Below are 19320 nucleotides of genomic sequence, written 5' to 3'. Positions count from 1 at the left end.
CTGCGCGCGTGGCGGACACCTCGCAGGACACCCCACGGGCGACGGCGCCCGTCCCCGTCCCTCGTCGGCGCGTGCTCGCGTGGGCGCTGTGGGACTGGGGGTCCGCCGCGTTCCAGGCCGTCATCACGACGTTCGTGTTCACGCGGTGGATCACCTCCGACGCGTTCGTCGACCCGGCGACCGTCGCGGCCGCCGAGGCGGAGGCGGGCGGCGAGGGACCGGCGAACGCGCTGCTGGACGCGGCCCTCGCGGACCACTCGGCGTGGCTCGGCTGGGGGCTCGCGGGCGCCGGGGTGCTGATCGCGCTGCTCGCGCCCGTCACCGGCTCGAGCGCCGACCGCACCGGGCGGCGCAAGCGGTGGCTCGGCGTGCACACCGCGATCACCGTGCTCATCAGCATCTCGATGTTCTTCGTCACCCCCGACCCGGCCTCGCTCGAGCAGAACCTGCTGCTCGGGATCTTCCTGCTGGCCGTCGGGCACGTGTTCTTCGAGCTCGCGGGCGTCAACTACAACGCGATGCTCGCGCAGGTCTCGACGCCCGGGACCGTCGGCAAGGTCAGCGGCATCGGGTGGGGCGCCGGGTACGTCGGCGGGATCGTGCTGCTGCTGATCCTGTTCGTCGGGTTCATCGACCCGGACGTGGGCTGGTTCGGGGTCACGAGCGAGAACGGGCTCGACATCCGCGCCGCGGTGCTGGTCTCGGCGATCTGGTTCGGGATCTCCGCCCTGCCCGTGTTCTTCGCGGTCCCCGAGCTCCCGGTCGAGGGCCGGCCGGAGCGCCGCGGCGTCGTGGCCGCGTACCGGTCGCTCGCCGCCGACGTCGTCCGCCTGTGGCGCACGAGCCGCCCGACGGTCCGCTTCCTCGTCGCGAGCGCGGTCTACCGTGACGGGCTCTCGGGCGTCTTCGTGTTCGGCGCGATCATCGCCTCGACGACGTTCGGGTTCTCCGCGGGGCAGGTCATCCAGTTCGCGATCGCCGCGAACGTCGTCGCCGGGCTCGCGACGATCGCCGCGGGCTGGCTCGACGACCGCATCGGTCCCAAGGCGGTCGTGGTGGGCTCGCTCGTCGGGCTCGTGGTCGCGGGCACCGCGGTGTTCCTGCTGCACGACGCGGGCCAGGGGGCGTTCTGGGTCTTCGGGCTGCTCCTGTGCGTGTTCGTCGGGCCCGCGCAGTCCGCGAGCCGCTCGCTGCTCGCCCGCCTGAGCCCCGAGGGCCACGAGAGCGAGCTCTTCGGGCTGTACGCGACGACCGGTCGCGCGGCGGGGTTCCTCGCGTCGTTCGCGTTCTCGACGACCATCGCGATCGCCGGGGAGCAGTACTGGGGCGTGCTCGGCATCATGGCCGTGCTGCTGCTCGGGCTCGTGCTGCTGCTCCCCGTGAAGGTCGGCGGCCGGGACGCGTCCGGCTCCGCCCGTCCGTCGGGTTCCGCGCTCGGTGACGCCCCGGACGGGGCACGATGACCCCGTGACCGACTGGCAGCCCGACGCCCTCCCGGGCTGGCAGGCGCGCACGCTCGACCTGGGGGCCGACGCGGACGGCCCGGTCGTCGCGACCCTCGTGCGCCGCACCCCGCCCGCCGAGGACGCCCCACCCGCCGGGGACCCCGTCCGGCGCGGCCCCGCGGTGCTGTACGTGCACGGCTACAACGACTACTTCTTCCAGACCCACCTCGCCGCGGCGTTCGAGGCCCACGGGTACACGTTCTACGCGCTCGACCTGCGGCGCTGCGGGCGCTCGATCCGCCCCTGGACGACGCCGCACTACTGCTCCGACCTGCGCGAGTACGCCGAGGACCTCACGCTCGCGGCCCGGGTCCTGCGCGACGAGCTCGGGCACGACCGGCTCGTGGTGAACGCGCACTCGACCGGCGGGCTCACCGCGAGCCTCTGGGCGCACAGCGTGCGGGAGACGGACCTGCTCGACGCGCTCGTGCTCAACTCGCCGTGGTTCGACCTCAACGCGCACTGGTTCGACCGGGTCGTCTCGACCCGCGTGCTCGACGCGCTCGGGCCGCTCGACCCGCACCGTGTCATCGGCGGCGGTCCGTCGGCCTACTCGCGCAGCCTGCACGTGAGCAACGGCGGCGAGTGGGAGTACGACCTCGCGCTGAAGCCGCCCGGGGGCTACCCGCCGCGCGCCGGCTGGTTGCGGGCCGTCCGGCGGGGTCACGCCCGGCTCTCGCGCGGGCTCGACGTCCGGGTCCCGGTGCTCGTGTGCTCGGCGGCGCGCAGCGGCCCCAACAGCGAGGACAACCCGGACCTGCGCTGCTCCGACACCGTGCTCGACGTCCGCCAGATCGCGTACCGGGCCCCGCTGCTCGGCGCCGACGTGACGTACGAGCCGATCGAGGGCGCCGTGCACGACCTCGCGCTGTCCGCCCGGCCCGCCCGCGACACGTACCTCGCGGTCGTCCTCGGCTGGCTCGACGCCCGGTCGCGGGAGTGGCGCACGCCCGCCGGCACGGCCAGCATGGAGCGCACGACGACCTGAGGAGCGACATGCCCGACCTGCAGACCCTGACCTGGCGACACCTCGAGGCCGCGCAGCAGGCACCGAACGGGCGCAGCGCCGAGCGGGTGGTGCACGACGGCGAGCTCCGCCAGACGGTCATCGCGCTCGCGGCCGGCCAGGAGCTCGGCGAGCACAACGCCCCGCACGCGGCGACGCTCCAGGTGCTCCACGGGCTCGTCCGGGTCACCTCGTCGAGCGGCGACGACGACGTCACGCTGCCGACGGGCTCCCTGCACCAGATCACGCACGAGCGGCACGGCGTCACGGCCGTCGAGGACTCGGTGTTCCTCCTGACCACCGTCACGGGGATCGACGAGCCCGCGGAGGAGCGCGAGGCCCGCACGAGCTGACGGCCTCCGGGCGTCGGGCGGTAGGCCGGCGGACCGACGGCCGGTGAGGCCGCGGCTCAGCTCGTGGGCCGTTCGCCGCGTGCGGCGGGCTGCGTGACCGGCGTGGCGCGGGCGGGCTCGGCAGGGGCGTCGAGCCCCTCGTACGGTCCGGTGAACGGGATCGGCTGGATCACGTCGACGAGCACGTCGCCGGGCGCGACGAGGATGAAGTGGCGCTGCCCGAAGTCCTCGGACCTCAGGTCGAGCGCGACCCGGCGGCCCTCGACGCCGACGAGCCGGGCGTGCTCGGCGTCGACGTCCTCGACCTCGATGTTGACGAGGACCCCTCTCGCCGTCCCCCGGTGGGCCGGCGGGACGGTCGGGTGGGCCCCGTCGACGACGGCGAGCTCCCACGCGCCGGCGCGGAGCGAGACGTACCAGTCGCTCTCGAACGCGACCTCCATCCCGAACGCGCTGCGGAAGAACTCCGCCGTCTCGGCGACGCGGTCGCTCATCAGGACGGGGTAGATGCTCGTGACCATCGGACGCTCCTTTACGTGCACCGTGTACGTATCGACGACGGCTACGATACATACACGGTGCACGTAAATCGAGGGGGTGGGCAGGATGCCACGAGCCAGCCGCGAGGCCAGCGAACGGACCGAGCGTGAGCTGCGCACCCAGGCCCGCCGTCTCCTCGTGCGCGACGGGTACGCCGCGCTGCGCCTCGACGAGGTCGCCGCCGCTGCCGGGGTCACGCGCGGCGCCGTCTACCACCACTTCGAGAACAAGCAGGGCCTCTTCGTCGCGGTCCTCGCCGACGTGCACGCGTCCGTGGCCGCCGCGGTGGCCGCCGCCGCGACGGGCGAGGGGTGGGACGCGCTCGAGGCGGGCTGCGTCGCGTTCCTGCAGGCGAGCCTCGCCCCGGACGTCCGGCGCGTGCTGCTGACCGACGGTCCCGCGGTCCTCGGCTGGCAGGAGTGGCGCAGGCTCGACGCGCAGGGCTCCCAGCGGCTGCTCGGCGAGGGCCTCGACGCGCTCGACGACCTCGCCGTGGACGTCGGCGCGGCGACGGCCGTGCTCAGCGGCGCGATGAACGAGCTCGCGCTCTGGCTCGCGGACGGGGGCAGCACCGAGGTCGCGCTCGCGACGCTGCGGCACGTCCTGCGCGGGTTGCGGGCGAGCGGGCGCTGACACCGACCGACCGGCCGACCGGGACGGTCCGTCGGCCGGCCCCGCGGCGAGGCGTCCCGCCGCCGGCCCGTCGCGCGACCCGCGCGGCCTCGGCAGTCGTTCCCGCCGGAAACGGCCGCCCGATCGGGCAGGATGACGGGCGGACCGCACGGAGGCAGCCGCGCGGCCGCAGGGGGCCGAAGGGATCCGACGTGGGCGTCGTGGTGCAGCGTGGTGTGCAGGACCGGGCGAGGGCGGCCGCGAGGGCCGACGAGGAGCAGCCCGGCCGCGGCGGGGACGCCGGGCGGCGGGACGGCGGGCGCGGACCGGCGGGCCGGCGGTGGGCGGCGGTGCTCGGCGCGGTGCTCGCGCTCGGGTCGGTCACGGCGTGCACCCCCGAGGGGCCGGACCCGGACGTCGCCGCCGAGGCGCTCGCGGAGGCCCTGACCACGGGCACGTTCGACGGCGTGCCCATCACCGGCGCGACCGCGGAGGAGGCCGCCGCGCAGCGCACCGCGGCGTTCGAGGGGCTCGCGCCCTGGCAGCCCACGGTGACCGCGGCGGAGGCGCAGGTCACGAAGGACGAGCCCGACCAGGCGACGGCGACGCTCACCTTCACGTGGGACGTCGACGCGAGCGACACCGACTGGACCTACAAGACGACCGCACGCCTGACGCGCGGCGAGGAGGAGTGGACGGCGGCCTGGTCGACGTACCTCCTGGCGCGTGACCTCGTGCCCGGCGAGACGCTGGCCGTGCGGCGCACGCCCGCGGCCCGCGCCGACGTGCTCGGCGCCGGCGGCGAGCCCATCGTCACGAGCCGCGACGTGTTCCGCATCGGCATCGACAAGACGCGGGTCGCCGCACCCGAGCAGCCCGCCGCCGCCGAGGGGCTCGCGACCGCCCTCGAGATGGACCCGGTCGCGTACGCCGCGCAGGTCGCCGCCGCGGGCGAGAAGGCGTTCGTGCAGGCGATCGTCGTGCGGTCCGGTGACCCGGCGTACGACCCCGCGGCGCTCGGTGAGCTGCCCGGCGTCAACGTCGTGGCCGGCACGCTGCCGCTCGCCCCGACCCGCCGCTTCGCGCGCCCGCTCCTCGGCACCGTCGGCGAGGCGACCGCCGAGATCGTCGAGGAGTCGCAGGGGGCGGTCGCGGCCGGGGACGTCGCCGGGCTGAGCGGCCTGCAGCGGCAGTACGACGCACAGCTGCGCGGCCTGCCCGGGCTCGCGGTCGTCGCCGTCGCGGCCGACGGCGGGGCCGAGCGTGAGCTGTTCCGCTCCGAGCCGGTCGCCGGTCAGCCGCTCGTGACGACGCTCGACGTCCGGCTGCAGGACGCGGCCGAGTCGATCCTCGAACCGATCGAGGTGCCGTCCGCGATCGTCGCGCTCCGCCCCTCGACGGGCGACGTGCTCGTGGCCGCGAGCGGTCCGGGCAGCGCGGGGCTGTCGACCGCGACGGTCGGGAAGTACGCGCCCGGCTCCACGCTCAAGGTCGCGACGTCCCTCGCGCTGCTGCGGGCGGGGCTGACCCCGGACTCGACGCTGAGCTGCCCGCCGACCGTCGCGGTCGAGGGTCGCGAGTTCCGCAACTACCCCGGCTACCCGGCGAGCGCGATCGGCGACATCCCGCTGCGCTCGGCGCTCGCGAACTCGTGCAACACCGCGTTCATCGGCGCGCGCGACCAGGTCCCGCAGGAGGCGCTGGCGTCGGCGGCCGCGTCGCTCGGGCTCGGGGCCGCGGCCGACGTCGGCTTCCCGGCGTTCCTCGGGTCCGTCCCCGCGGAGTCCGAGGGCACCGACCACGCGGCGTCGATGATCGGGCAGGGCCGCACCGAGGCGTCGCCGCTCGCGATGGCCCGCGTCGCCGCGTCCGTCGGTGCGGGCGCGCTCGTGACCCCGCGCCTCGTCGTCCCGCCCGAGGGTGGGGCCGTGGCGCCCGCCGCGGGGACCGAGGACGCCGGCGCGTCCGCCGCACCCTCGGAGGCCGCTGCCGCGAGCTCGGCGACGCCCGTGCCGCTCACCGCCGCCGAGGCCGAGGCGCTGCGGGGCCTCATGCGCGCGTTCGTGACCGAGGGCGGCGGGGACTTCCTGCAGGACGAGCCCGGCGGCGAGGTGCTCGCGAAGAGCGGCACCGCGCAGTTCGGCGCCGCGGACGCGCTGCAGAACCACGCCTGGATGATCGCGGTCCAGGACGACCTCGCGGTCGCGGTCTTCGTCGAGGTGGGCGACTACGGCTCGACGACGTCCGGTCCGCTGCTCGAGGCCTTCCTGGCGGCGGTCCACGGCGGCTGACCCGCATGTGCCGGTCCGGCGCGGAACAGCGCGACGGCCTCGTCGACGACCGTCTGCGCGACGCGGGCGAGCTCGTCACCCGCCGGTGCCGCCTCTCCGGCGCGGCGTGCGGTCCACACGGCCGCGAGGGCCGTGCGTGCATCGGAGGGGGCGGCGGACGGCACCGCCTCGAGGACGGCCGGCACGAGCCAGTCGACGTCGACGGTGCCGGTGGGCGGCGCGAAGACGCGCTCCCCGCTCACCCAGTCGGTCGGCCCGGCGCCCATCCCGGCAGTCTCGCAGCGTCCGGGAGGTCGCGCCCGGGCGCACGGGCTCCGCGGAGCCGGAGCGGCTGCTCCTCGGGACCGGAACGCGGTCGCTCCACGGAGCCGGAGCGCGGCTGCCGGGCGCCGCCCACCGGTCCGGGGCGGCGCAGCGCGCGCACGCGTCTGGTCCGGCCGTGAGCCGGCCACGGTCCGTCGGCCTCAGCGCAGCCGCTCGGCGATCCGCGGTGCCTCGGCGGTGAGCCACCGCTCCGTGCGCGGTCCCCGGTCCTTGACTCCCTCGTCCCACCAGCGGCGGAACACGGGGTCGACCTCCGCCGCGGCGCGCATTCTCGCGGTCGAGCGGCGCGCGCGCCACAGCGCCCGCGGGACGACGAGGGCGCGCTGCTCGGCGGTCATCCCGTAGGCGTCGGCGAAGACCCGCGCCCGCTCGGCCGCGTCGGCGTCGGCCAGCGCGGGGCTGCGGTCGACCGGGTCGGCCAGCGGCGCCCACCAGTGCAGGGCGTTGACCGCGTCGGCGACGCGTGTGGTGGGCCGGGCGAGGTCGAAGTCGATGAAGGCGGCCGGCCGGTGGTCGCGGAAGACGACGTTGCCGGGGCAGTAGTCCTGGTGCGCGACGAGCACGGGCTCGGGCGGCGCGCCGGGCGGTGCCCCGTCGGTGGGTGCCGGCCGGGTCGCCGGGCCGCCCGGCAGGTCGCCCCAGACGGCGTCGGCGGGCGGCTCCCAGCCGTCGGCGGCGTCGTGCGCGCGGCGGACGAGGCGGGCCAGCGTCGCGAGCGCGTCGAGCGACACGGCCCAGTCGGGCAGCGGCGGCACGGGGACGTCGCCGGGGACGAACGAGAGCACCTCGCGACTCTGCTCGTCGTAACCGAGGGGGAGCGGGGCGGCGTCGAACCCGCGTGCGTGCAGGTGCGCGAGGAACGCCTGGACGGTCGCGCTGAAGGGCCGCACGGGGCGGCGGACGGTGTCGCCGCGGCGCACGACGTGCGTGACGCCGTCGGCAGCGAGGACCAGCTCCGGCTCGTCGGCGTCCACCCCGGCAGGCTACCGAGCCCGGCCCGACGTCTCCCACGAGCCCGCGGCGGCGTCGCGCGGACCGCGGCGTCGGGCCGACCGCGCTGTCGCGCCAACCGCGCCAACCGCGCCGACCGCGGCGTCGCACCAACCGCGCCGACGCCTCGACCGCAGCGACGCCTCGACCGCGGCGCCCCTCGAGTCGGCGTGACAGCTGTGGCTGCGGAGGCCGGGGGCACCGCAGACCCGGGTCGCGGTGGCGGTGGTGGGGGGTGGTGCGGACGGTCCCCCCTGCGGGCCGTCCGCACCACGTCCCCCGGTCGGACCGCGCCGAGCGGTCCGACACCTGGAGATGTCCGGCAGGGGCCCCGATCTCACAGTGACTCCCGTGTGACATGAGTCACAGCACGAACGACTCCACGACCGGGCGACATCGTTGTCGCACGTCACGCAGGCGCGCCGTGCGCCGAGCGGGTGAAACGGGGCTATGTCCGGCTTCGAGTGGCACGAGGGGCTTCCACGCGCTCTCATAGTCCTCTAATGTCTCCTCTGTCAGCGAACAGGCAAACCCTCCGCAAGGAGGGGACGCAAAGCCACGGGACCCACGCAGGTCAGCCGGGCTACCGAACGAAATGGATGTGCCTCATGGACCAGCGTGGATTCTTCGGCCAGTACGAGCCCGCCGAGACCGACTCGCCCCGCCCCGACCGCGACACCGCGCCCGCCGCGCGCCTCGCCTCGTGGGCCCGCATGGCCGCCGTCCGCTCCGCGCGTCACGACCTCGTGCCGACGCAGCGTGAGTACGCCGCCTGAGCGCACCCCGCTCCTCTCCCGAACCAGGGCAGCACGCACCCGCGTGCTGCCCTGAGTCGTCTCACGGCCGTCGTCGTCTCCACGGCCGTCGTCTCCACGGCCGTCGTCCCCGTGGTTGGGTACCCGTGAGCCCACCGCGCGAAGGAGTCCGACGATGACGCAGACCACCGACCCGACGTCGACCGAGCCGGCGTCCGACCGGGCCGCGCACCCCGCGGGCGCGTGCGGGGATGCGTGCCACGGGCTCACGCGCCGCAGCGTGCTCCGCGGCGCGGGAGCCGCCTCGCTCGGGGCCGCCGCTCTCGCGCTCGCCGCGTGCGCCGGCCCGTCCGGCACGGGGCAGGAGCCCGCCGACCCGGCGGGTGGGGCGTCGGCCGGCAGCGGCTCGGGGGTCCTCGCGAAGCTCGCGGACGTCCCCGTCGGCGGTGCGCTCGCGGTCACGGGGCCCGACGACGTGCCGCTGCTCCTCCTGCAGCCGACGGCGGGCACCGTCGTGGCGCTGGTCGCGGTCTGCACGCACCAGGGCTGCACGGTCGTGGCCGACGGCGAGGCGCTCGTGTGCCCGTGCCACGGCTCGGTGTTCTCGACGGAGGACGGCTCGGTCACGGTGGGTCCGGCCGAGGAGCCGCTCGCGGACTTCCCGGTCGAGGTCGTGGACGGCGAGGTCGTCGCCGCCTGAGCGGTGTTCGGCCGGTGGCCGCGTCGGCCGTCCCGCCGCGGGCGCCGCGGGCTCACTGCAGGCAGAACTCGTTGCCCTCGGGGTCCTGCAGCACGACCCAGTAGCCCCCCGGCTCGGTGCCGTCGCCGATCCGCCGCGCGCCGTGGTGCTCGACGAGCTCCGCCGCGCGCTCGTCGACGCGGCGCCGTCGCTCGTCGAGCGGGACGCCCCGCCCGCCCCCGCAGGTGACGTCGAGGTGCACGCGGTTCTTCGCGGTCTTCCCCTCGGGCACGCGCTGGAACAGCAGGCGCGGGCCGCTCCCCGTCGGGTCCACGACGGAGTACGCGGAGTTCCGTTCGCCCTCGGGGACGCCCTGCGCGTCGAGGAACGCGTCCCACGACGCGAACCCCTCCGGTGCGGGCTGCTCGACGTAGCCGAGCACCTCTCCCCAGAACTGGCCGAGCTCGCGCGGCCGGGCCGCGTCGAAGGTCACCTGGAACTCGAGCGCCATGGTTGCTCCCACCTCGTCGGCCGCCCTCGGGGTCCCGACGCTACCGAGGGGGTCCGACGCGCACCACGGGGTGAGCCGCCCTCCGCGACCGGCCGCTACAGCTCGCCCTTGCGCTGCAGGTACCGCATCGCCGCCCACCCGATCGGGATCCGCAGCCAGAACGTGAGCGCGCGGAAGAGGAACGCCACGGAGACCGCGACACCGGCGTTGATGCCGACGGACGTCAGGCCCGTGGTCAGCGCGAGCTCGACGGTGCCGAGGCCGCCCGGGGTCGGCACGAGCGAGCCCGCCGTGTTCCCGGCGAGGTAGAGCAGCGCGACCTGGACGAGCGAGACGTCCTGCCCGAACGCCTGCAGGGCCGCGTCGAACGCGAGCACGTAGCCCATCGTCATGAGCACGTTGCCGCCGAACGCGAGCGCGAGCCGCCGGGGCTGCCCGACGACCTCGATGAGCCGCGGCCACGTCTGACGCAGCATCGGCAGGGTCTTCGAGGCGACCCACGCGCGCACCGCCGGCACGAGCAGCGTCGAGGCCACGAGCAGCGCGAGGATCCCGATCGCGAGGAACATCTGCGGCGACGCGGGCAACGGAGATGCCTGCTGGGTCCCGGACGCGACGGACAGCCCGAGCAGGAGCAGGATCGTCACGACGAACTGGGAGACCTGCACGAGCGCGACCGTCGCCGCGGCGAGCGACGTCGACACCCCGCGCCGCGTGAGCATCCGCAGGTTGAGCGCGGCAGGGCCGATCCCGGCGGGGGCTGCGAGCGCGACGAACGTCGCCGCGGTCTGCACGAGCGTGGCGCGCCACACCGGCAGCCGCACGGGCGAGAACGCGACGAACGCGAGCCCCGCGCCGAACAGGGTCAGCAGGCCGAGCCCGAACGCGACGAGGCTCCAGCGCCAGTCGCTCTCGCTGACCGCGTCGGTGATCTCGTCGACGTTGATGCTCGTGAGGACGACGACGACCGCGACGGTCGTGAGGAAGATCGTCAGCAGCGTGCGGGCCCCGAACCGCACGAGCTGCTCGGGGTGCACGTCCGCCTCGGGGAGCCGCTGCACGAGCGCGGACCGGAGCTCGGCGAGGACCTCCTTGTGGGCGCGCATCTCGTCGCGCGTGCGCTGGGGGAGGGCGATCGTCTGGAGCAGCGGGCCGACCGCGGCGATGTCGTCGTCGGGCAGCACCCGCGACGCCGACTCCAGGGCGCGCGTCGCGCCGACCCGGAGGGCGAGCAGGGCCACGAGCTGGGTGACGTCCATGCGGCGGGCGAGCTCGGAGGACGCGACGTCGCCCTGCTCCCAGCCGACGAGCCACACGACGGGACGCCCGACGACGACGTCGACGAGCACGACGTCGCTGGTCAGCGCACGGTGCGCGATCCCGGCGCCGTGCGCGAGCCGCAGCTGCGCCCAGACCTCCTCGAGCATCTCGTCGGTGATGTCCTCGGCGTCGAGGTCCGCGAGCGGGCGCGCGGTCCCGGGTGCCTCCTGGACCAGCAGCATCGAGTCCTCGGCCTCGGAGATGCTCAGCAGGCGGGGGGTCCGGACGCCGGCCGCGCGGGCGGCGTAGGCGAGCAGCGCGGCACGCTCGGCGGCCTGCCGCAGCGACACGACCGAGCGCCCGTCGAGCCCCCGCAGCCGCAGCGAGCGCCACAGCCGGGACAGCATGCCGACGACCTGGCGGTCGCCGTCGAGCACGACGACGTCGAGGTCCTGCCCGTCGGCCGTCGCGAGCTCGTAGACCCGGTGGTCGGAGTACCGGGCGATCGCGCGGGCGGCCGTCGTCGGCCCCGCGGCCGCAGCGGTGCCGTCGGCGTCCTCCGCGTCCGTGTCCGCGTCGGGGACGCGGGCGATGCGGACCGGCTCGAAGCCTGCGCGCCGCACGCCGTCGACGAGGCTCACGCCGTACGCGCGCTCGGACCGCACGCCGGACAGGTAGCGCACCCCGAGCCCGGCGACGCGCCCGACGAGCAGCGCCACGGCGAGACCGGGCAGCGACACGGCGCCGGTGATGAGCACGACCCCGACCCAGACCCACAGCAGGTTCCACGACCACGCGACCGTGCGGCGCCGGGTGCGAGGGCCCGCCGTCGTGAGCAGCGCGGCGATGAGGGAGACGTACGGGGGGATGGTGAGCACCCACTCGCCGCTGCGCAGCCGCACCGACATCCCGGTGACGAGCTCCTCGGGACCGAAGCTGTGCACCGCCCAGCCGAGCACCATGCACAGCAGCAGCCCACCGAGCGCCGCGGCGAGCGCCTCCAGGAGCTGGCGCCCGAGCCGTCGGACCGCGAGCTCGGTCAGCACCGCGACGGGGGCGAGCACGACCACGACCAGCTCGAGCACGGTCACGGGGAAGATGAGGATCTGCCCGAGGAGCGACCGGAAGCCCTGGACGTCCTCGGCGACGCCCGTCGTGGTGTTCTGCGCGTAGGTCGCGGCGACGAGCACGAGCGCGATGCCGAGCGTCGCGACGACCACGCCCAGGAGGTCGCTGGGGTGGTGCACGCGGACCGCGGGGGTGTCGACGATCTCGACGCCGGCGAGGCGGTCGGCGTCGTCGTCGGGCGACGGGCCGAGACCGAGGCGGGCGGTCGTCGGCAGCTCGGGCATACCGGCGAGTGTAGGCAGCGGGTCCCCCCGGGCCCCGGCGTTCTCACGTGCGCCGGGGCAAGTTGCGCCCCGAGGAGGACGGCCGCGCGACCTGGGTCGGTCGCGGGGACTACCCCGGTCGGGTCGCGCTCGGGGTCGGCTCAGGGGCGGGACCCGGGTCGGGACCGCGGGCGCACGGTCCGCAGCAGCGCCCCGCCTCCGTGTCGGGATCAGGACGGGCCCCCGGGGGCTCACGGCGACGACGCGGAGCTGCGCCCCGTACGCGCGCCGTCCCGCGGGGCGAGGGTGGACTTCGCCGCGGGAGAGGTCCGAGCGTCGGGGCCGTGCGTCGCTACCGCGGGGCCTGCCGTTCCCGGTACGCCCGGGAGGCCGCCGCGATGCGCTCCGCGGTCGCCCGGAACGCGCGCAGCTCCTCGACACCGACGGCCGCGCCGACCGCGTCGGCCCACGCGTGCTGCGCCTCGCGCAGGCGGAGCAGCGTCTCCCGCCCCCGCGACGTCGGTTCGAGGAGCCGGGCGCGCGCGTGCCGGGGGTTGTCGAGGTACCGGGCCCAGCCCTTCTCCACGAGCAGGTCGGCGGTGCGCTGGACGCTCTGGCGGGCGAGCCCGAGTCCGACGCGCCGGGCGACGTCCGAGACGGTGAGCGGCTCGTCGAGCGTCGCGCCGAGCACCTGCCACCACGCGGGGGTGAGCCCGGCCGGCTCGGCGATGTCGCGCGCGGCGGCGAGCAGCTCGCCGTCGAGCTCGAACACGGGCAGGACGAGGGCGGTGAGCGCGTCGCCCGCGGGGGAGCGGCCCGGCGGTGCGTCGCCGGGCCGATCGTCCGCACCGCCCGCACCGCCCGCGCCGCCCGCCGGGGTGCGTCGCGTCACGCGCCCGCGCCGGAGAGCTGGTCGTAGAAGCGCCGCTCGCCGGTCGTGTAGAGCCCGTACCAGGCCTCGGTGATCGCCGGCGGGAAGAGCTCGAGGGCCTCGAAGACCGCGCGGGCGAAGTCGACGGGTGCGGTCGCGGGGGCGGTGATGACGCCGCGGTCGACGACGGTGCGCGCCTCGCGGTACAGCGCGTGCCCGGCGTACCCGGGCACGCGCGCGAGGAAGTCGGCGGCGTTGCTCGTGTGCTCGCGGTCGTCGAGCAGCCCGGTGCGGGCCAGCGCGAGCGTCGCGCCGCAGATCGCCGCGACGGGGACGCCCGCGTCGACGCAGCGGCGGGCGAGGCCGAGCACCTGCTCGTGACCCTCGCCCCAGGACTCGCCGCCGGGCAGGACGAGCGCGGCGATGTCCTCGAACGGGACCTGGTCCAACTGGGTGTCGAGCAGCACGCGGAGCCGGCCGGTCGTCGTGACCTGCGTCGTCCCGGTGGGGCCGGCCGTGACGAAGCGGTAGCGGTCGTCGCCCTGCTCGGCGGCGACGGTCAGCCCGGCGGTCAGGTACGCGTACTCCCAGTCGGCCATCGTGTCCAGGCCGTACAGCACCACGGTTCCCATGTCGTCCTCCTTGGTTGACAGCGTACTGTCAAACCTAAGAGATTGACAGGATGCTGTCAACAGTGGCCGTGCGGGGCGCGTGGAGCGTGCGGGGCGCCCGTGCCGGGGGGGGGTGCGGTGGGGGCGCCCCGGGTCTCGCGCGGCCGGCCGGCCCCGGCTCCGAGTCAACGCAGGTTGACTCCGACCACCGCTGTCGCCTAGCGTCGATGGCGTCAACCCAGGTTGACCGACGGAGCCGGAGGCGGACATGGAGGAGGTCGACATGAGCATGCTCGTGCGGCAGGCGGACGGGGACGACCCGCTGCAGGCGCTGGCGGCGCTCGCGCAGCTCCGGCGGGAGGCGGACCGGCGCGAGGCCGTCGTCGTGCGGCGCGCGCGCGTCGCGGGGATCCCGTGGGCGTCGATCGCGACGATGCTCGGTGTCAGCAAGCAGGCGGTGCACAAGAAGTACGGCGGATCGCGGTTCTCGCGGGTCGGCTGAGGGTCGCTCACCGGACGGTCCCGGCCGCGCTCCGGGCCGCTGACCTGGACAACTGACCGGTTGGACGGGATTCGGTGGTCCGGGTGAGGGTAGGGCATGCCTCGACCTCGACCGCTCCGCCGGCACCGGATCCTGCTCACCCTGGCCGCCCTCGCGCTGCCCCTCGGCGTCGGGCTCACCGCCGCCCCCGCCGCCGCGACCGGCAGCGGCGACCTGTTCCCCGACGACGCCGTGTGCGGGACCGGGACGGGCGCCGGGTGCCGCGCGCCCATCGAGTGGAACGTCGCGACCTACGGGCCCGCGGACGGCACCCACATCGTCCGCCGGACGCTGTTCACGGTGTTCGCGCGCCAGGGCGAGCAGCTGCTCCTCGGCTCGTCGGCGCTCGGCGTCGCGCCCGGGCTCGCGGACGTCGTCGTGTGGGAGCCGGGCGTCGTCACCGACACCGAGGCGGCGACGCTGCCCGCTCCCTCCTCGAGCTGCGCGGCGCAGCGCGAGGCGAGCGGCGACCCCGCGCTCGGCCTGATCTCGTCGCGCACCCAGGAGCTCGCCGGCGCGCGGTCCGTCGACGGCACCGCGAACCCGGACGGCTACGTGCCCTGCGTCCACACCGTCACGACGACCGGGCTGCACCGCGTCGCGTTCTACGGCTCCGTCGGCCCCGGCGGCGCGCTCTCCGGCGGGGTGCCCACGCGCGCCCAGGTCGGGACGGGCGTCGTCGCGCAGGCCGAGAGCTCGACGACCGTCGCCGCGTGGGACCTCACCGTGCGACCGGCCGCGCCGGCCTCGACCGCCGACCTGCCCGGGCGCGCGTTCACCTACGTCTACGCGGGCTTCACGGGCGGCAGCGACCGCCCCACCGACTTCTCGACGTACATCACGACGACCGACGGCTTCCGCTACCGGGTCTCCACCCGGTCCTTCGACCCCTTCGGCTTCGTCTTCTACGGCAACTCCGTCGGCTTCTACGACGCCGACGGCGTGACCCCGCTGCACCGCGACGTGCTCGGCTCGGGCAGCAACCAGCAGACGCTGACGGACACGGTCGGCGGCGTCCACCTGGCGCGGGCCGAGTACCCGGTGTCGGTCGAGCCGCTCGCGCCCGAGACGCTCGCCGCGCTCGGGATCCCCACGCAGGGTGCCGAGCCCGCGATGGGACCGCTCGGGTTCGCGGGATCGGCGGGCGGCGACGTCGCGTTCGAGGGCCGGGGCGGTGGCCTCCGCTTCAGCACGGGCACCGCCGGGGCCTACGAGATCGTCCTCTCCCGTGACGGCGCCGACTTCGACCCCGGGGCTCCCGGCAACCGTGTGCTGCGCGGGTTCGTCGGCGCGGGGACGCACGACGTCGCCTGGGACGGCCTCGACAACACGGGCGCCGCGTTCCCGGCCGGGCAGTACCCGGTGCGGGCGACGCTGCGCGGCGGGGAGTACCACGCGCCGATCCTCGACGTGGAGAGCGCGCTCCGCGGCGGCCCGAGCATCACGCTGGAGAACCCGCCGGGCGGCGTGTGCCCGTTCACGGGCGAGGTGAGCACGGGCACGAACTGCACGCGCGCCTTCTACGACGACCGCGGGTACGTGACGAGCGCGGGCGTGGCGGTCGGCACCCCGGGCGAGCTGCTGTGCGCGGGCGTCGGCTCGCGCCCGTCGGTCGCCGTCGCGGACCCCGACGTCGGCTTCGACACGACCTCGACCCAGCGGGCGTTCGGCGCGGGCGCCGGCGGCGGTGCCAACACCAACACGCAGTGCACCGGCAGCTTCGGTGACGCCAAGGGGCTCGACCTGTGGTCCTACGTCCCCGGCGAGGCGCGGACCTCGGTCGTGGTGGTGGTCCCCGCCGCCCCGGAGCCGGCTCCGCAGGACCCGGCGCCCCCGGCCGACCCGGTGGACCCGGTCGACCCGGCCGTCCCCGGGGTGCCTGCCGCTCCGGTGGCGCCGGTCGACCCCGCCGCTCCGTCCGCCCGGCCGGGCGCGCCGTCCGCGGTCCGGCCCGACCCGGGCACCCGCGCGCCGGTCTCCCGTGAGGGGCGCACGTCGGCGCTGGCCCGGACGGGGACCGACGTCACCCCGGGGCTCGTCGGGCTCGGCATGGTGGCCGTGGGTGCCGCCCTCGTGGGTGCCGCGCGGCTGCGGCGCCGCCTCGGCTGACCCGGCCCGCCCGCGCGGCCGACCCCCGCGTGCGCCGGGCGTGCCGCCGCACGCCCGCCGCACCGCCGTGCATGCTGGGACCACACCCAGCACGAGGAGGTCACCGTGGCGGCACCTACCGCACCACCCCAGGTCAGCGTCGACGAGGTGCGCGCCGAGCTCGCGGCCCTCGAGGACCCCCGCATCCGCGCGGTCAACGAGCGCCACGGCGACGACCACGGGGTCAACCTCACGCAGCTCCGTGCGGTCGCGAAGCGGCTCAGGACGCAGCACGACCTCGCGCTCGAGCTGTGGGCGACGGGCGACACCGCGGCCCGGCTCGTCGCGATCCTGGTCTGCCGCCCCAAGGACCTCTCCGCCGCCGAGCTCGACGCGATGCTCCGGGACGCGCGGGTGCCGAAGGTGCGGGACTGGCTCGTCGGCTACGTGGTCAAGAAGAGCCCGCACGTCGAGCAGCTGCGCACGGCGTGGTTCGACGACCCCGACCCGGCGGTCGCGGGCTCGGGCTGGGCCCTGACCAGCGACCGTGTCGCCAAGGCGCCCGACGGCCTCGACCTCCCGGGGCTGCTCGACCTCGTCGAGGCGCACATGAAGGACGCGCCCGAGAACCTGCAGTGGGCGATGAACGAGTGCCTCGCGATGATCGGCATCCACCACCCCGCGCTCCGGGCCCGTGCGCTCGCGATCGGCGAGCGGCTCGAGGTCCTCAAGGACTACCCGACGCCGCCCGGCTGCACGTCGCCGTACGCGCCGATCTGGATCGGGGAGATGGTCCGCCGCCAGGGCTGAGGGGCCGGCCCGTCAGCTCAGCCCGAGCGCGTCGCGCCACTCCGCGGGCACGAGCGCATACCCGACGAACGCGACGACGTCGAGCACGGTGTGCGCGACCACGAGCGGCATGACCCGCCGCCTGCGCCGGTAGTACTCGGCGAACACGACCCCCATGACGACGTTCCCGACGAACGGCCCGAAGCCCTGGTAGAGGTGGTACGAGCCGCGCAGCAGGGCGCTCGCGGCGATGATCGCGGGCGTCCGCCAGCGCAGCTCGCGCAGGCGCTCGGTCAGGTAGCCGACGGCGATGACCTCCTCGAGCAGCGCGTTCTGCAGCGCGGCGAGGACGAGCACGGGGACGGTCCACCACGCGGCGTTCAGGGCCGACGCCTGCACCTCGACGGTCACGCCGAGCGCTCGCCCGGCGGCGTAGAGCGCGAGGCCCGGGATGCCGATGAGCGCGGCGAGCCCGACGCCGACGCCGAGGTCGCGCCCGGGTCGCGTGCCGTCGAGCCCGATGCGCCGGACCGCGCTGCGGCCGTGCGCGGAGAGCAGGTAGAGCGCGAGCGCGACGGGCAGGAGCGCGAAGCCGATGCTCAGGAGCTGGTAGGTCAGGTCGAGGTACGGGCGCGGCGAGCGGCTCGCGTTGAGCGTCGCGGACTGCTCGGCGAGCGGCGTGCCCTCGGTGAGCCGCGCGACGATGTTGACGACCGCGTAGACGCCCGAGCGGCCGAGCGAGAGGCCGAGCACGATCCAGATCTCGGTCGTGAGCCGGCGCCGGAGCGCCGGGAACGACGGCGCGGGCGCGGTCCCCGGTGCCGTCGTCATGGTCCGAGGGTAGGTGGTCGCCCGGGGTGTCGCTCCGGGTGCCGTCGCGCGCGGGCGCGCCTACCGTCGAAGGACCGCACACCCCAGCGAGAGGAGCCGCACGCATGTCCCACCTCACCGGCAAGACGGTCGCGTTCCTGGCCACGGACGGCTTCGAGGACAGCGAGCTGACGAGCCCGTGGCAGGCGGTCACCGAGCACGGTGCGACCGCGGTGCTCGTGTCGTCCGAGGGCGGCACGATCACCGGCAAGAACGGCCACGAGGCGCAGGTCGACCGGACGACGGCCGACGCGGCCGCCACGGACTTCGACGCGCTCGTGCTGCCCGGCGGCGTCGCGAACGGCGACAAGATCCGCCTCGACGAGAAGGCCGTCGCGTTCGTGCGCGACGTGTTCGCCCAGCACAAGCCCGTGGGCGTGATCTGCCACGGCGGCTGGATCCTCACGGACGCCGACGTCCTGCGCGGCCGGACCCTGACGTCCTACCCGAGCCTGCGCACGGACCTGACGAACGCGGGCGCGACGTGGGTCGACGAGGAGGTCGTCGTCGACTCCGGGCTCGTGAGCAGCCGCGTGCCCGACGACCTGCCGGCGTTCAACGCCAAGCTCGTCGAGGAGATCGGCGAGGGCGAGCACGCGGAGCAGACCGCCTGACCCGGGGTGCTCGACGCCGACGACGGCCCCGCCGCGTGCACGTGCGCGGCGGGGCCGTCGCCGTCCGGTGCGCCCGTTCCCGATGGCGCACGATCGGTGCCCGAGCGGGCCGCGCCCCGCCGTGGACCGTTGACGCGGCCGGGCCGCGCTGGTGCCCTCGAACATGGCTCCCTCGTCGTCCGACATCCTCAAGTTCGTCGCCGTCCGGCCGGTCCGGCTCGCCTCCGAGGAGGAGGGGCGCCTCGGCGTCGTCCGGGACCGGCGTGCGGGCGACCCGGCGCGGCTCGAGGAGCTCGCGAAGGCCGCCCGGCAGTACGCGTCCTCGCCCGAGGTCGCGCTCCGCGCGTGGGCGCAGGTCGACCTGACGCCCTTCCGTCCGCTCGCCGACGCGCGCCGCGTGCTCGTGGACGCGTGCCGGGCGCTCGACCCGGACGTCCCGCTGCCCGCCGCGGACCTCGTGACGGCGGCGGGACTGAACGACGTCGACCCGGACGCCCCGGTCGTGGACGCGCTGTGGGACGCGCTCTACGTCGCGCACGCGACCGGCCCGGGCGCGGGCGGCCGGCTGGACATCCCGACCGCGGCGCTCCGCACGCTGCACCTGCTGCGGCTCGTGGCGCTGGGCGTCGTGACCACCCGGGCCGCGGCGCTGCACGCCCTCGACGCGCGACCCGCGATCTCCCCGGTGCTCGACGAGGTCCTGCGGCCCGCGTCGCACGCGCACCGCACGCCGCCGCGCCCCGGCGAGGAGCCGGTGGCCGGCGCGTCCGGTCCGGGGC

General features: G+C 75.9%; 20 protein-coding genes and 1 riboswitch. Of the genes, 12 read left to right on the top strand and 8 right to left on the bottom strand.

Features of this window, described 5'->3' with window-relative positions:
• Positions 1–8 precede the first annotated feature (8 nt).
• From AB6N24_RS10500 to AB6N24_RS10490, 3 genes are read left to right on the top strand one after another with little or no spacing between them, the layout of a single operon-like run.
• Complete coding sequence (locus AB6N24_RS10500; protein WP_412869353.1) at positions 9–1463, top strand: MFS transporter; 1455 nt, start codon at positions 9–11, stop codon at positions 1461–1463.
• A 4-nt stretch (positions 1464–1467) separates the two neighbouring features.
• On the top strand, positions 1468–2493 hold the full coding sequence (locus tag AB6N24_RS10495) for an alpha/beta hydrolase (protein ID WP_412869352.1): 1026 nt from the start codon (positions 1468–1470) through the stop codon (positions 2491–2493).
• An 8-nt stretch (positions 2494–2501) separates the two neighbouring features.
• Positions 2502–2864 carry a cupin domain-containing protein gene (locus AB6N24_RS10490; RefSeq protein WP_412869351.1) on the top strand — a complete coding sequence of 121 codons (363 nt, stop codon included), beginning with the start codon at positions 2502–2504 and terminating at the stop codon, positions 2862–2864.
• Positions 2865–2920: 56 nt separating this feature from the next.
• Here AB6N24_RS10490 and AB6N24_RS10485 read toward each other — a convergent pair whose 3' ends face one another.
• Positions 2921–3385 (bottom strand): VOC family protein, encoded by a 465-nt coding sequence (locus AB6N24_RS10485; protein ID WP_412869350.1) that lies wholly within the window; start codon positions 3383–3385, stop codon positions 2921–2923.
• Between the two features lie 85 nt (positions 3386–3470).
• Here AB6N24_RS10485 and AB6N24_RS10480 point away from each other — a divergent pair, with 85 nt between their 5' ends.
• Together AB6N24_RS10480 and AB6N24_RS10475 are read left to right on the top strand one after the other, a co-directional pair.
• Positions 3471–4037 (top strand): TetR/AcrR family transcriptional regulator, encoded by a 567-nt coding sequence (locus tag AB6N24_RS10480; protein WP_412869349.1) that lies wholly within the window; start codon positions 3471–3473, stop codon positions 4035–4037.
• Between the two features lie 191 nt (positions 4038–4228).
• Positions 4229–6307, top strand: coding sequence for a penicillin-binding transpeptidase domain-containing protein (locus AB6N24_RS10475; protein WP_412869348.1), 2079 nt, complete (start codon positions 4229–4231; stop codon positions 6305–6307).
• On the opposite strand, the gene AB6N24_RS10470 is transcribed toward AB6N24_RS10475, so the two are convergent.
• Entirely contained in the window at positions 6244–6573 is a 330-nt protein-coding gene (locus AB6N24_RS10470) for a hypothetical protein (protein WP_412869347.1), read from the bottom strand. The genes AB6N24_RS10475 and AB6N24_RS10470 overlap by 64 nt on opposite strands.
• A gap of 198 nt (positions 6574–6771) precedes the next feature.
• Positions 6772–7605 carry a phosphotransferase enzyme family protein gene (locus tag AB6N24_RS10465; RefSeq protein ID WP_412869346.1) on the bottom strand — a complete coding sequence of 278 codons (834 nt, stop codon included), beginning with the start codon at positions 7603–7605 and terminating at the stop codon, positions 6772–6774.
• 531 nt (positions 7606–8136) lie between these two features.
• Positions 8137–8212: riboswitch (cyclic di-GMP riboswitch) on the top strand.
• A gap of 17 nt (positions 8213–8229) precedes the next feature.
• On the opposite strand from AB6N24_RS10465, the gene AB6N24_RS10460 reads away from it, so the two are divergent.
• Both AB6N24_RS10460 and AB6N24_RS10455 read left to right on the top strand, forming a co-directional pair.
• Positions 8230–8397 (top strand): hypothetical protein, encoded by a 168-nt coding sequence (locus AB6N24_RS10460; RefSeq protein ID WP_258725417.1) that lies wholly within the window; start codon positions 8230–8232, stop codon positions 8395–8397.
• Positions 8398–8551: 154 nt separating this feature from the next.
• Positions 8552–9076: a Rieske (2Fe-2S) protein gene (locus AB6N24_RS10455; RefSeq protein ID WP_412869345.1), complete on the top strand. Its 525-nt coding sequence runs from the start codon at positions 8552–8554 to the stop codon at positions 9074–9076.
• 52 nt (positions 9077–9128) lie between these two features.
• Here AB6N24_RS10455 and AB6N24_RS10450 read toward each other — a convergent pair whose 3' ends face one another.
• The 4 genes from AB6N24_RS10450 to AB6N24_RS10435 form a co-directional block, all read right to left on the bottom strand.
• Positions 9129–9566, bottom strand: coding sequence for a VOC family protein (locus tag AB6N24_RS10450; protein WP_412869344.1), 438 nt, complete (start codon positions 9564–9566; stop codon positions 9129–9131).
• A 95-nt stretch (positions 9567–9661) separates the two neighbouring features.
• Positions 9662–12178, bottom strand: a complete 2517-nt coding sequence (locus AB6N24_RS10445) for a lysylphosphatidylglycerol synthase domain-containing protein (RefSeq protein WP_412869343.1) — start codon at positions 12176–12178, stop codon at positions 9662–9664.
• Between the two features lie 331 nt (positions 12179–12509).
• Positions 12510–13049 (bottom strand): MarR family winged helix-turn-helix transcriptional regulator, encoded by a 540-nt coding sequence (locus tag AB6N24_RS10440; RefSeq protein WP_412869342.1) that lies wholly within the window; start codon positions 13047–13049, stop codon positions 12510–12512.
• A complete protein-coding gene (locus AB6N24_RS10435) occupies positions 13046–13660 on the bottom strand; it encodes a DJ-1/PfpI family protein (RefSeq protein ID WP_412869341.1) in 615 nt (204 codons plus the stop codon). The genes AB6N24_RS10440 and AB6N24_RS10435 overlap by 4 nt, the downstream gene beginning before the upstream one ends.
• A gap of 262 nt (positions 13661–13922) precedes the next feature.
• Between AB6N24_RS10435 and AB6N24_RS10430 the strand changes: the two genes are divergently transcribed.
• The 3 genes from AB6N24_RS10430 to AB6N24_RS10420 all read left to right on the top strand — a co-directional run bounded on the left by AB6N24_RS10430 (position 13923) and on the right by AB6N24_RS10420 (position 17078).
• Positions 13923–14141 (top strand): hypothetical protein, encoded by a 219-nt coding sequence (locus tag AB6N24_RS10430; RefSeq protein ID WP_412869340.1) that lies wholly within the window; start codon positions 13923–13925, stop codon positions 14139–14141.
• A 96-nt stretch (positions 14142–14237) separates the two neighbouring features.
• The gene (locus AB6N24_RS10425) at positions 14238–16289 is read left to right on the top strand and encodes a flagellar hook assembly protein FlgD (RefSeq protein ID WP_412869339.1); all 2052 of its coding nucleotides are present in this window, start codon (positions 14238–14240) and stop codon (positions 16287–16289) included.
• 105 nt (positions 16290–16394) lie between these two features.
• The gene (locus AB6N24_RS10420) at positions 16395–17078 is read left to right on the top strand and encodes a DNA alkylation repair protein (protein WP_412869338.1); all 684 of its coding nucleotides are present in this window, start codon (positions 16395–16397) and stop codon (positions 17076–17078) included.
• Positions 17079–17090: 12 nt separating this feature from the next.
• Here AB6N24_RS10420 and AB6N24_RS10415 read toward each other — a convergent pair whose 3' ends face one another.
• Positions 17091–17888 (bottom strand): CPBP family intramembrane glutamic endopeptidase, encoded by a 798-nt coding sequence (locus AB6N24_RS10415; RefSeq protein ID WP_412869337.1) that lies wholly within the window; start codon positions 17886–17888, stop codon positions 17091–17093.
• 104 nt (positions 17889–17992) lie between these two features.
• On the opposite strand from AB6N24_RS10415, the gene AB6N24_RS10410 reads away from it, so the two are divergent.
• Complete coding sequence (locus AB6N24_RS10410; protein ID WP_412869336.1) at positions 17993–18541, top strand: type 1 glutamine amidotransferase domain-containing protein; 549 nt, start codon at positions 17993–17995, stop codon at positions 18539–18541.
• 163 nt (positions 18542–18704) lie between these two features.
• Positions 18705–19320 (top strand): hypothetical protein (locus AB6N24_RS10405; RefSeq protein ID WP_412869335.1); only part of this gene is annotated, 616 nt, incomplete at its 3' end.

Origin of the sequence: Cellulomonas jepli (assembly GCF_047229345.1) — a bacterium.
Lineage (GTDB): Bacteria > Actinomycetota > Actinomycetes > Actinomycetales > Cellulomonadaceae > Cellulomonas_A.
The sequence above is the reverse complement of the archived record's forward strand: the minus strand, read 5'-3'. Positions and strand labels throughout refer to the sequence as shown.